The 12,250-nt window shown below is 64.3% G+C and carries 8 protein-coding genes; 4 read left to right on the top strand and 4 right to left on the bottom strand.

What is annotated here, in order from left to right; all coding sequences use genetic code 11:
* The first annotated feature begins 28 nt into the window (after window positions 1-28).
* On the top strand, window positions 29-1,480 hold the full coding sequence (locus CQ020_RS02415; RefSeq protein WP_105690377.1) for an aldehyde dehydrogenase (NADP(+)): 1,452 nt from the start codon (window positions 29-31) through the stop codon (window positions 1,478-1,480).
* A 160-nt stretch (window positions 1,481-1,640) separates the two neighbouring features.
* On the opposite strand, the gene CQ020_RS02410 is transcribed toward CQ020_RS02415, so the two are convergent.
* The 3 genes from CQ020_RS02410 to CQ020_RS02400 are packed head-to-tail and all read right to left on the bottom strand — an operon-like array spanning window position 1,641 to window position 6,123.
* Entirely contained in the window at window positions 1,641-2,768 is a 1,128-nt protein-coding gene (locus CQ020_RS02410) for a Xaa-Pro peptidase family protein (RefSeq protein WP_105690376.1), read from the bottom strand.
* Window positions 2,765-4,867, bottom strand: a complete 2,103-nt coding sequence (locus CQ020_RS02405; RefSeq protein ID WP_105690375.1) for a DUF6807 family protein — start codon at window positions 4,865-4,867, stop codon at window positions 2,765-2,767. The genes CQ020_RS02410 and CQ020_RS02405 overlap by 4 nt, the downstream gene beginning before the upstream one ends.
* Entirely contained in the window at window positions 4,864-6,123 is a 1,260-nt protein-coding gene (locus CQ020_RS02400) for an acetylesterase (protein WP_181151723.1), read from the bottom strand. The genes CQ020_RS02405 and CQ020_RS02400 overlap by 4 nt, the downstream gene beginning before the upstream one ends.
* 375 nt (window positions 6,124-6,498) lie before the next feature.
* Here CQ020_RS02400 and CQ020_RS02395 point away from each other — a divergent pair, with 375 nt between their 5' ends.
* The 3 genes from CQ020_RS02395 to CQ020_RS02385 all read left to right on the top strand — a co-directional run bounded on the left by CQ020_RS02395 (window position 6,499) and on the right by CQ020_RS02385 (window position 9,983).
* Window positions 6,499-7,443, top strand: coding sequence for a carbohydrate ABC transporter permease (locus tag CQ020_RS02395; RefSeq protein ID WP_024817937.1), 945 nt, complete (start codon window positions 6,499-6,501; stop codon window positions 7,441-7,443).
* Window positions 7,436-8,377: a carbohydrate ABC transporter permease gene (locus tag CQ020_RS02390; protein ID WP_105690374.1), complete on the top strand. Its 942-nt coding sequence runs from the start codon at window positions 7,436-7,438 to the stop codon at window positions 8,375-8,377. The genes CQ020_RS02395 and CQ020_RS02390 overlap by 8 nt, the downstream gene beginning before the upstream one ends.
* Window positions 8,378-8,612: 235 nt before the next feature.
* Window positions 8,613-9,983: an ABC transporter substrate-binding protein gene (locus tag CQ020_RS02385; protein WP_105690373.1), complete on the top strand. Its 1,371-nt coding sequence runs from the start codon at window positions 8,613-8,615 to the stop codon at window positions 9,981-9,983.
* Window positions 9,984-10,122: 139 nt separating this feature from the next.
* Here CQ020_RS02385 and CQ020_RS02380 read toward each other — a convergent pair whose 3' ends face one another.
* Window positions 10,123-12,162, bottom strand: coding sequence for a beta-galactosidase (locus CQ020_RS02380; protein WP_105690372.1), 2,040 nt, complete (start codon window positions 12,160-12,162; stop codon window positions 10,123-10,125).
* Window positions 12,163-12,250: the final 88 nt, after the last annotated feature.

Genomic DNA, 12,250 nt, shown 5'->3' with positions numbered 1-12,250 from the left:
GCCGTCCCCGACAGTAAAGGAAACCGCATTGAGTACAGCAACTCTTGACCTGACAGCCATCACCGCCGCAGCCACGGAAGCGGCAAAGGTTACCGCAACGGCTTCCGACGCCGAGCGCGCTGCCTGGCTGAACGCCGTCGCCGATGCCTTGGACGCCAACGTCACTGAACTGGTGGCCATCGCCGATTCCGAGACGAGCCTGGGCACAGTCCGGCTCACGGGAGAGGTGGCGAGGACCAGCGGGCAGTTGCGCCTTTTCGCCACCGTGATCACGGAGGGCTCGTACCTTGAGGCCGTGATCGACCACGCTGACCCCTCGTCCACTCCGCCCAAGCCTGACCTTCGTCGCATCCTGCGTCCGATCGGCCCGGTAGCGGTGTTCTCGGCGTCGAACTTCCCGTTCGCTTTCTCCGTGGCAGGCGGCGACACTGCATCCGCTCTGGCCGTGGGCTGCCCGGTGATCGTCAAGGCGCACTCGGGACACATCCGGCTCTCTGAGCGGACCGCCGAGATCGTTGCCGAAGCTCTTGCCAAGGCCGGGGCTCCGGAAGGAATCTTCGCCTTGGTCAGCGGCCGCGAGGCCGGCACCGCACTGGTTCAGGATCCTGCCATCAAGGCCGTGGGCTTCACCGGTTCCATTCCGGGCGGACGCGCCTTGTTCGATCTCGCATCTTCTCGGCCGGAGCCCATCCCGTTCTACGGCGAGTTGGGCAGCCTGAACCCCGTGGTGATCACGGCCGACGCACTCGCGGAACGTGGACAGCAGCTCGCCGCGGGCCTGGCCGGCTCGTTCACCATGGGTGCCGGACAGTTCTGCACCAAACCAGGACTCGTCTTCATCCCGGCGGGCACGGACTTCGCGTCTCACCTGGCCGAGGCCAGCAAGGACAAGCCAACCGCTGCCATGCTCACCGAGCGGATCGCCGAGGCGTACCCGGACGGTCTTCGGAACGTTGCAGACCAGCCGGGTGTCGCCGTCGTCAGTGGCACGGTGCAGCAGAACAGCCTGGCAGACGGAGCCGCTCCCGTGGTGTTCGCCACCAGTGCCGCCAACGTCCTGGAACGCCCCGAGGAGTTGCTGGAGGAGTGCTTCGGCCCCACCACCCTGCTTATTGAATACGCCAACCAGGAAGAGCTGTCCGCAGCCCTGGCGAAGGTCCCGGGCAGCCTGACGGGCACGGTGCACGCCCAGCCAGGCGAGGACGTTTCCGCCCTCGTGGAGCAGCTCAGCGGCTTGGCCGGACGGGTTCTGTTCGATGGCTGGCCCACTGGTGTGGCCGTGAACTGGGCACAGCAACACGGTGGTCCGTACCCGGCCACGACGTCGCTGTTCACCTCCGTGGGCGCCACAGCGGTGCGCCGCTTCCAGCGTCCCGTGGCGTACCAGGATGCCCCGGAGACTGTCCTGCACCCGGCCTTGCACGACGCCAACCCGCTGGGCATTCCCCGGCGCGTGGACGGCGTGCTCACCCTCCGCTAACGCACCCAAGCCCACCCAACTGAGTCGCAGTTAATGCCGTTTTGAGCCCTCAAAACGGCATTAACTGCGACCTACTTGGGTAAGCGCACACGGAAAAGGGGCGGGGTCACCATCATGGTGACCCCGCCCCTTTCGTTTGAGTCGGGTTTGTGCGAGGGCGTTACGGGCGAAGCGTCAGCGGACGACGACGACCGTCCACTTGGGTGCTCGGCCAACGGTCGTCGGTGGTCAGGACGCGCAGACCGGATTTCGTGAGCAGCACGGTGTCCTCGATCTTCACGCCGGGCCCGGACGGGTTCCACGTGAAGGGCTGGTTGAGGACCACAGTGTCCGTGACCTCTGCTGTGACGCGGGGGTCGCGGCCTGCATAACCCGCGGGTCCGCCCTGGTGGTGGAGCGTCCACTGATCCTCGCCGAATCCGTGCCGTGCGTAGGCCCGTTTTATTTCGGCGAAGATCTCATTGAGGCGGGCTCCGGGAACCGTGGCCCTGAAGATGTCAGCCTCGACAGCGGCGATGCGGGCCTCGGCGTCGAGTTCCTGGGGAGCGCCGGCGTCGAACGCCACCCACCGGGTCACGTTGGCCACCAAGCCGTTCCGGCGGGCGCACACCACAGCCATGGCGCGGCGGCCGATGGGGGAGTGCGTGGCCAGCGGGTGCCGGAAATCGCTCCGCGAAGCACCGTTGCATAGCAGGACCAACGGCTCGGCGCCCACCGTAACAATACGGGCGGCCAGTTCCGAGACGAGTTGGAACTCCGTGGTTGCCGGCGTCGCAGCAGTCAGGACATCGGTCATGGCGGCTGCGGCGTCGGCGGAGAGCTCGGCGTAACGGGCTGTTTCGCCGGGCAGGAGCTGCTGGCGGGCCGCACGCAGTTCCGCGGCCACCGCCGCTTCAACCAACGGGTCTCCGCCAACGGCCAGCCCTGCCGCGAAGGCATGCAACTGGCCATTCCATGGAACGGTGTCCAGGCTGACGCCGTCCGGGAGTTCTTCAGCTGCGATCCGGCCTGCCTCGTTGTTGAACGTGACCAAGTGATCACCGGAACGGTCCACCAAGAGGGCCGCGATGGGGTCGCCGGCCAGGCTGATGTGCACGCGGCTGCCGTCCAAGTACCAGGTCAGGGCGGTGTTGGATGTCAGCAACAGTGAGTCGCGACCCGCGGCGTCCATGATGTCCAGCACGCGCTGGCGCTTCACTGCGCGGTCGGCCACGTTGCCGGGTGCTGTGAGTGGACTGCGTGCAGCCACTGCGGCAGGAGCTGGCGTGAATTGAGTAGGCGTGGTCATACCGGTTCCCCCAAGGTTGTGATGAGTTGTTCAATGTCTTGTGTTGCCAGGAAGCCGTCCGTGACGAGGACGGTGACGGTCCTGTGGACAGGGCGGCCTGGTTCGGTGGTCACCGGGGCGTCCCAGGCCAAAGACAGCCCAACCCCGGGGTACCCCGAGTGCCGCACGAACCACGGGTCCGTTGCCTGCGGTGAGGCAAGGAACACGAGCGTTGCCGGGTGTCCCAGCCCGGGGTCGCCGGTGACTTGGGCGGCGCTGGCTGTCCCGGCGTCGAACGTCCCAGACCAAGCCAGCCATGGCGCCGCGGTGCCGTGCACGGCGTCCTCGCCCCGTGCTTCAGGTGTCCAAATGGTCGCGGCGCCGACTTTCGGCAGCCGCCAGAAGAAGCCGCCGTAACCACCCTGCGGACGCCCGTTGGAGCCGGGGCTGCCCAGCAGCACCGGCTGTCCCGTGGCTGACTCCAGGGTGAAGTCCAGCGTCAGTTTCCAGGTTGAATTCCCGACGGCGGCCCAGCGCCACTCGCGCTGTTCGCGGAGTACGGGTGTGTGGTCGGGGCCGAGCCAGCTCAACTGTTCACGCCTGAGGCCGTCGCCGTGGTCCACGGACTCCGTGACGATGCTGCCGTGGTCCTTGCGCCAGATGTAGGCGCCGGCGGCACGGGTGTAGGTTCGGCCTCCCCAGAAGTTGATGCCGTCAACGTCCTGGAGGGCCACTCCGGCTCCGAGGTGCCACACGTGGTCCTCCGGGATGTGATCGGTGACCACCGTTCCCGCCAGCGTCCGCACGGGGTGCAGGTAAGGGCGCGGGGACGACGTGGGCCGGATCCGGGTTCCGTCCTGAAGCGTGGCGACAGGGATGCCGTTAACAGAGAGGGAGGTCCCGGCGGAGGCAGTCCACGGCGCTCCGAGCTCAGCGAAGGTGGCCTGCCCTAGAGCTGCCCGACGGATCAATGATTCGATGCCGAGGACCACGGGGTGGGCGGCATCGCCCTCGCCTTCCCAGGTGATGAACTCCGAGGGGATCTGCCGGGGTGCATCTGCTGTGCGGATGGCCTCCAATACGGAGACGTAGGCGCCCGAACCCGACAGCGGGCTGAGGAGATCATCCTCCGTGCGGGCAGCCAGCAGGTTCTCCAGAAGGTCGATCCGTCCAAAGGTCTCCGTCCGGGTGCCCTGAGGAGAGGTGATCTCCAGGCGGTCCTCCGTGTAGAAGAGCGTGAGCTGCCCGAGGGTCCCGTAGATGGTGACCGACGGCGCGGACTGCACGGGCGCACACAGCGTCAGGGCGCACGTCAGCACGGTGCTGCCGTCAAACCCAGTGCTTCCCCCGAGCCCGGTGCTTCCCGCCAACCCAGTGCCCTCCGTGGTCCGGACCCGCACCACGGAGGTGTCATCGCTCTCGGTATCGTTGGCCCGGTAAAGGTCCGTCTCCACGGATTCAACGTCCGCCACAGTCCGCGCACCAGCCAGCCGCAGACCGGTTGCCACAGCGTGGGCCAAGGCGTTGGTGGCCACCCCGTCCACAACATCGGTCCCGTTGAGGCTGCGTTTACCGGCCCACCGTGAGCGCTTGAAGTACGCCTTGCTCCGTAGCCACAGTCCGGTGGCGCTGATACCCCGGACGTCGCCGATCCCGCCGGAAGCCACCAAGGCTTCGATCGCCGGCAGGGCCTCTGAGCCCAGGCTTTGAAAACCCACCTGTACCAGGCGGCCAGCGCTCGCCGCTGCGGCCATGACTTCCTCGAATTGCGCCATGGAAGCCACCGGCGGCTTTTCCAGATAGACGTTGGCACCGGCTTTGAGGGCAGCGATGGCAAGTGGCGCGTGCGTTTGGATGGGGGTGGAGATGATGACCACGTCCGGGGCGGTTCCCGCAGCCAGGAGCTCGTCAAGCGAAGCGAAGACCTTCACCTCCGGGCCCAGCGTTCCGTCTGCGGGGGGCCGGGGATCGGCGACGGCAACCAACTCCAGGGCGCCGTTGGCACTTAGCCGGCCAAGGTTGTCCAAGTGCCGTTCGCCGAAACCGTGCACGCCCACCAGCGCGATGCGGGGGAGCCGGGCGATGCCCTCCGTGGCGGTGTCGGTTGAGGTTTGTGTCATGAGGCTGTCCTAGCGGGATCAGGTGCATGGGTAGTGGTTGTTTGCTTGGGCTGGAGCGCGGATGCGAGGAACGCTGCGGCCTCGTCCTGCATGGCTTGGGTGAAGACGTGGGGTTCCTGCCAAAAGCTGCCGGTGTAGCGGGCGGGCATGCCCTCCAACAGATGCTGGTGGGCGTCGCGCATGCCCTGTTCCGGGAAGAGCGGGTCATCCAGGGCGTACTGGACCAGCACCCTTTCGGCAGCGGAGCGGACGGCGAGGTCTGGCCAGTCGCCCAAACCGGCGAGGCCCGGGGAGTGCAGTAACCAGGAGTGCGCGTCCAGGTATGCGGGCAGGAGTGCTTCGAACGTGGTCATCATGCACGTGACCACGTAGCTGCGGATCAGCGGGCTCAGGGCACCGAGCACCATGGCCCGTCCGCCGCCTCCGGAGAATCCCAGGCAACCGAGCCGATCCGAAGCCACGCCCGGCAGGGACGCGAGGACACCCAAGGCAGCGAGATCGTCATGGGCGACGGTCCCGGCAACGCTGGTACCTATCAGCGTTGCGGCTTTCGCCACAGTTTCCTCGTGGGCGGCCGCGGCTGCGTCGTAGCGTTCCGCCGCGGAAAGTTCGACGCCGGCCTCCCGCCTCAGTGCCTGCTGGCCGTTGACGGCGTTGGCAGTCCGCCAAGGAAGGGGATCGAGCCCGAAGCGGCGGCTGCCCCACATGAAGGTGTCGTGCGCAAGGACGGCGAAGCCCTGGTGGGCCAGCGAAGTGGCGAGTGCCCGGCCGCCGTAGAGCTTCGCCCTGATATCCAGGGGTGGCAACCCCATCGCGTGAGAACCCGCGGCACCGCCGGGTCTGTCGCTCGAGGGGGCGCCGCCGTCGTGATGCTCCGCATCCCGACGCTCAAAATCGTGAGGGAACCGCACAAGCCGCTCAGCACCGTAGGCCTTGATCCCGCCATGGCAGTGGAGGGCGAGCAACCCGGGCAGCGGAGCGGTGGCACCGGCCGGTCGCACGAACCAGGCGGACGTCGCAGGGCCGAATCCCAGCTGCCACTGCAAGTGCGAGGTGATGACGCCGTCGTGCTCTGATTCGGAGATGACTGTGTACTCAAGATCCGGTGTTACCGCGGGCACGCCAAGTGTGTGGGCAAGGTGCCGGATTTCCGCTGAGTCAGCGGTGTACCGGTGCTGGGCATGGGCCGGCCAATCCTCATAGCCAGCCAGCGCGCTGGGCCGGATGGGGGATGCTGCCATGTCAACGCTGGTCATGGCAGGCGGGGTGGGTGGGGAACAATAGTGTCCTGCCTTATCGAGTGCGGAGGGTGTGCTCCAGCGCACGCCGGGCTTCGTCAGCGTGGGAAATCACGTTTAGGCGGCTTCGCAAGAAAACGCTTTCTCAAAAATTAGCAAAAGGCTGTACAAGGGTCAAGAAAACGTTTACTTTGATACGGAGCCGCTGAACGTCCGGACCCCGAATCCTGGCAACTCACGGGTAGCGCCAGTAGATCGGCGGCGTCCCGGACGGCAAGCACCAACCAGACTCGAACTTCCGTGGATGGCCACGATGACCAAAGGAGACCACATGGCCGCTGTACTACGCACGGGGACGCCGCAAGGCGTTCGCGCTCCGGCGAGGGGGAAGCAATGAGCGCTATAGGCGAACTCTCAACGATGACCCGGCGCAAGGGTCCCATGACCAAAGAAGAGAAGAAGGCGAACGGCCGCGACAACAAAGCCGCCTACATCTTCCTCCTCCCATGGCTGATCGGTCTGGTCGCCATCACCGTGGGGCCCATGCTGATGTCCTTGTACCTGTCCTTCACGGACTACAACCTCCTGCAGCCACCGGAATGGGTGGGGTTGGATAACTTCATCCGCATGTTCGGCGATGCCCGCCTCCACAACTCCCTCCGTGTCACGTTCACGTACGTCCTGGTGGGTGTGCCCCTCCAATTGGGGGTGGCCCTGCTGATCGCGCTGGTCCTGGACAAGGGACTGCGCGGCCTTCCGTTCTACCGCTCTATCTTCTACTTGCCCTCCCTGCTGGGTGGCTCGGTGGCAGTTGCCATCCTGTGGAAGCAGATTTTCGGCACCACCGGCCTGGTCAACCAGGTTCTGGCGATGGTGGGCATTGAGGGGCCCGGTTGGATCTCCGATCCCAACACGGCGCTTGGCTCCATCATCCTGCTGCACGTCTGGACCTTCGGCAGTCCCATGATCATCTTCCTGGCCGGCCTTCGCCAGATCCCCGTCATGTATTACGAGGCAGCCAAGGTAGACGGCGCAACCACATTGCAGCAGTTCTGGCGGATCACCCTGCCCATGCTGAGCCCCATCATCTTCTTCAACCTGGTGCTTCAGATCATCGGATCATTCCAGTCGTTCACGCAGGCGTTCATCGTCTCCGGCGGCAACGGCGGCCCGTCTGACTCCACCATGTTCTTCACCCTGTATCTCTACCAAAAGGGCTTCGGCCAATTTGATATGGGCTACGCCTCAGCGATGGCCTGGTTCCTGCTGGTCATCATCGGCGCTTTCACCGCCATCAACTTCATCGCTTCAAAGTATTGGGTGTTCTACGATGACTAAACTCCAGACCCTCCCCGCCGCGTCCAATTCCTCCTCAGGCAAGTCCGGTAAGGACGGCAAGAGCCCGCGCCGCCGCGAATCCCCGGGCAGCCTGGCCTTCAGCCGCAGCGCCCGTATCAAGGGCCTGGTCAAGCACGCCATCCTGATCATTGTGGGCGCGGTGATGATCTACCCGCTGCTCTGGATGGTGGTTTCGTCCCTGCGGCCCAACGATCTCATCTTCCGCGAACCCGGCCTGTGGCTGGAGAGCCTGGAGATGAGCAACTACACCGATGGCTGGTCCGCCCTGACGCACCCGTTCGGGCACTACATGATCAACTCCGCGATCGTGGTCCTGGGCTCAATTCTTGGAAACCTGATCTCCTGCTCCATGGCCGCTTACGCCTTCGCCCGCCTGCAGTTCAGCGGCAAGAAGATCTTCTTCGGCATCATGCTGCTGACCATCATGCTGCCGTTCCATGTGGTGATCGTCCCGCAGTACATCCTGTTCTCGCAGATCGGCTGGGTGAACACCTTCTGGCCGCTGATTGTGCCCAAGCTCCTCGCCACGGATGCGTTCTTCGTGTTCCTGATGGTTCAGTTCATTCGCGGTATCCCGAAGGACCTTGATGAGGCAGCGCGCATCGACGGCGCCGGCCACCCCAGGATCTTCCTCCGCGTGATCCTGCCCCTGATGGTCCCGGCCCTGGCCACCACCACCATCTTCACGTTCATCTGGACCTGGAATGACTTCTTCGGCGCGCTGATTTACCTCACGGACCCGGATATGTTCACGGTTCCGGTGGCCCTTCGCGCCTTCGTTGACTCGCAGTCCGCCACCAGCTGGGGATCGCTCTTCGCAATGTCCATCGTGTCCCTGCTCCCGGTGTTCCTGGTGTTCCTGTTCGGCCAGCGATTCCTCATCAAGGGCATCGCCACCACGGGCATCAAGTAAAACGATCGTTCCGCCGGAAGGGGGTGGCGCCTGCCGCCCCCTTCTCGGTGAGAGCCGCTATCCGGTGAGTACCGCCGTCGGTGAGAGCCGCTAGCGGCGAGTACCGCCGTCGGGCTTCTCGAACAAGTAATACAAGTCAGCATCTTGTCATACAAGAATGTGACTTGTACCATAATGATCAGTAAGAAAACGCTTTCTCACATCGCATCAGGATCAATGAAGATCGGAGACATCAGTGCCGGTACATCCAAAGGGTGAAGCAGTCGCCCCCGCAGCTGCCTCGCAAACCCGCACCTCAGCGCCGAAGGCCAAGCGCAAGCTTCGCGCATCAGCCCTCGTCGCGGCTACAGCTGCCGCAGTCCTCGCCCTCACCGCCTGCGGTGGTGGCGGAGGGTCCGAGGCGAAGAGCGCCGACGGAAAAGTGGAGCTTCGCTTCGCCTGGTGGGGCGGCGACAAGCGCGCCCAGGTAACGCAGGCGGCCATCGCGGCCTTCGAAGCCGAGAACCCCAACATCAAGATCAAGCCCGAGTACGGCGACTGGAGCGGCTACTGGGACAAGCTGGCCACCCAGGTTGCCGCCAACGATGCTCCGGACATCATCCAGATGGACGAGAAGTACATCACCGAGTACTCCACCCGTGGCGCGCTGCTGGATCTGTCCAAGTACGACATCGACACTTCAAAGCTCGATGCCGCAGCCCTGGATGCAGGTAAGGGCGAGAAAGGGCTGACCGGCATCGCCGCAGGCATCAACGCAGCTACCATCCTGGCCAACCCGGCAGTATTCCAGGCCGCCGGCGTCGCGATCCCTGACGACAAGACCTGGACGTGGGAAGACTTTGAGCGGGTCGCCGCCGAGGTCACTGCCAAGTCGCCCAAGGGAACCTACGGCGCAGCTGCCTACGGAACTGATGAGGCCTCCCTGGGTGTGTGGCTGCGCCAGAACGGCAAGTCCCTCTACACCTCTGACGGCAAGCTGGGCTTCGAACCCTCGGACATTGCCGAGTGGTGGGCTTTCCTGAAGCAACTCAGCGAAAAGAAGGCAGTACCTTCAGCATCGGAAGTTGTGGAAGCTGAGGCAGCCCCGCTTGACCAGAGCGGACTGGCAACAGGCAAGAACGGGCTGGCCTTCTGGTGGTCCAACCAGCTTCCGGCCCTTGAAAAGGCTGCCGGCGGCGAACTGCAGATCCTGCGTTTCCCCTCCAAGACGGGCAAGGCCGATGACGCCAAGCTTTGGTACAAGGCCTCCCAGTTCTGGTCCGCTTCTTCGCGCACCAAGCACCCTGAAGAGACGGCCAAGTTCATCAACTTCCTGACTAATAACGTCAAGGCCGGCGAGGCACTTCTGGCAGATCGCGGCGTCTACCCGAACTCTGAAGTTCGCGACGCCATCGCACCCAAGCTCGCCAAGGCAGATGTGAAGGTAGTCGACTTCATCGCCGGTATCAAGGAAGAGCTCGGTGACGCACCGGCCGCACCACCAAAGGGTGCCGGTGCCATCCAGGAAATTGTGAAGCGTTACACCTCGGAGGTTCTGTTCGACAGGCTCTCAACGGAGGAAGCCGGCAAGAAGGCCGTGGATGAAATGAAATCCGCCATCAGCTAGCTTTTTCACAGCAGAAACCGCGCCCCGGATTGGTCCGTCAGGATCAACCGGGGCGCGTTTTTTTGTGTGCCCACCCAACTGTGTAGCAGATCAGGTCGTTCCCAGCGCTGAGAACGGCCTGATCTGCTACCTACTTGGGTCAGTCTTCCGCGATGACGGCCACGGCTCCGGCGGGTACAACGCCGGTGAAGCGGGCGCCGCTGAGCAGTTCGCCGCCGTCGGCCTTCACCGTCACGTCTGCCGGGCTGTGGTTGATGGCGAACAGGAAGCTGCGGCCGTCAGTGGCGCGGCGCCGGACAAGTTCGACGCCGGTGCTCGCCTCAGTCACGGCCGTCACCCCTGCTTCGTCCACGAGCCGGGCGGTCAGTGCGTCGATGCCATTGGAGTCCGGAAGTGTGGCCAGGTACCAGGCCGAACCTGTGCCCACACTGCGGCGGGTCAGGGCCGGGACGTCGCCCAGCGGGTAGTCCGTGAAGGTTGCCAGGACCTCCGTGGAATCCCCGGCAGTGTGCACGTGCTCGCTCCATACGGATCCCAGTGTTCCGGGTTCAAATACTGTTCCGTCGCTCAACGTGACAGATGTGCCTGGGAAGAGCGGGTGGAATTCCTCGCTCCGAAGGCCCAGCAGTTCGCGGAATGCGCCCGGGTAGCCGCCCAGACGGACGTGATCCATTTCGTCAACAATGCCACTGAAGTAGCTGATGAGCACCGTGGCACCGGCCGCCGCCGCGGCAGTAATCGAGGCCGCTGCTGCGTCCGTGACGGCGTACAAAGTACACACCAGGATGAGGTCATATCCGGAGATATCCGAGGATGGGTGCACGAAGTCCGCGGTGATGCCGCGCAGGTACAGCGAGCGGTGGAATGCCCGCATGGTGTCCAGGTATTTCAGGGAATTGCTCGGGTGGGAATCCAGTTCCGAGGCCCACCAGGCCTCGTAATCGAACACGATGGCAACGCTGGATTCCACCCGGGAGCCCTTGACGGGTTCGAGCCTGGACAACGCGTCGCCGAGGTCCACCACGTTGCGCCACACCTGCGTATCGCGGCCGCCGTGGGGAACCATGGCGGAATGGAACTTCTCGGAGCCGGCCGTGCTCTGCCGCCATTGGAAGAACATGACGGCGTCGGCACCACGGGCCACATGCGTCAGTGAGTTCCGGAGCATTTCGCCGGGCATTTTGGGTTGGTTGTGCGGCTGCCAGTTGACCGCCGACGTCGAGTGTTCCATGAGGATCCACGGCTCACCGCCAGCAACGCCGCGGGTCAGGTCCGCGCTGAACGCGAGCTCGATGTCCCGTTCCGGGTCCGCCGCCACAAGGTAGTGATCGTTGGCGATCACGTCCATGTCCTTGGACCAATCGAAGTAGTCCAGGGCCTTGGTGGCGCTCGAAACCATGAAGTTGGTGGTTGCCGGGACGTTGGGGGTGACTTCGCGGATCACGGCCAGCAGTTCGCGGTAGTAGTCAATGAATGCCCAGGAATTGAAGCGCGCGAAGTCCAGTTGCTGCCCGGGGTTGAGCGTTGTGGGCGCGGCGCCCGGCGGAATGATTTCCGCGAAGGAAGCGTAGTGCTGCGACCAAAACGCGGTTCCCCAGGCCTCGTTGAGGGCCTCGATGGAACCGTATCGCCGTTCCAGCCATGTCCGGAAAGCGGCGGCGTCCTCCTCGCCGTGGAACTCACCAACGTGGCAGCCAAGTTCGTTGTCCACGTGCCAGAGCGCCAAGGCTGGGTGGTCTTTGTAGCGTTCGGCGATGACCCGCGTCATGGCGGTGGCGTACCTGCGGTACACGGACGACGACGGCGTGTAGTGGCGTCGCGAACCCCGTTCCAGCCTGACTCCTTCCGCAGTGACGGGGAGGATCTCGGGATATTTGCGGGCCAGCCAGGCCGGGGGAGAAGCGGTCGCGGTTGCCAGGGCCACCTTGATTCCGGCTCCGTCCAGGTTGTCCATGACATCGTCCAACCAACCGAAATCGTAGTTCCCCTCGGTGGGTTCCAGGAGTCCCCAGGAGAAGATGCCGACGCTCAGGAGGTTGACTCCGGCTTCCTTCATGAGCTCGATGTCTTCCAGCCGGATGTCTTCGGGCCATTGCTCGGGGTTGTAGTCGCCGCCGTAGGCGAGACCGTCGATGCTGGTCCAGACGGATGGACGGTTCGGATTTTCAGGGGAGGTCAAGAGGACTCCTTCGTCAGGTTGGCCGTGCTGGTACTGAGGGTATGAGTGCAGCGTATCGGTGAAAGCAAGATCTTTGGAAAACGCTTGC

Origin of the sequence: Arthrobacter sp. MYb23, from assembly GCF_002979775.1 — a bacterium.
In the GTDB taxonomy this organism is placed as follows: Bacteria; Actinomycetota; Actinomycetes; order Actinomycetales; family Micrococcaceae; genus Arthrobacter.
The sequence above is the reverse complement of the archived record's forward strand: the minus strand, read 5'-3'. Positions and strand labels throughout refer to the sequence as shown.

Coding starts and splice junctions, on each gene's coding strand:
- CQ020_RS02400 (WP_181151723.1), bottom strand. CDS start 6,123: ATGACCAGCGTTGACATGGCAGCATCCCCCATCCGGCCCAGCGCGCTG.
- CQ020_RS02405 (WP_105690375.1), bottom strand. CDS start 4,867: ATGACACAAACCTCAACCGACACCGCCACGGAGGGCATCGCCCGGCTC.
- CQ020_RS02410 (WP_105690376.1), bottom strand. CDS start 2,768: ATGACCACGCCTACTCAATTCACGCCAGCTCCTGCCGCAGTGGCTGCA.
- CQ020_RS02390 (WP_105690374.1), top strand. CDS start 7,436: ATGACTAAACTCCAGACCCTCCCCGCCGCGTCCAATTCCTCCTCAGGC.
- CQ020_RS02395 (WP_024817937.1), top strand. CDS start 6,499: ATGAGCGCTATAGGCGAACTCTCAACGATGACCCGGCGCAAGGGTCCC.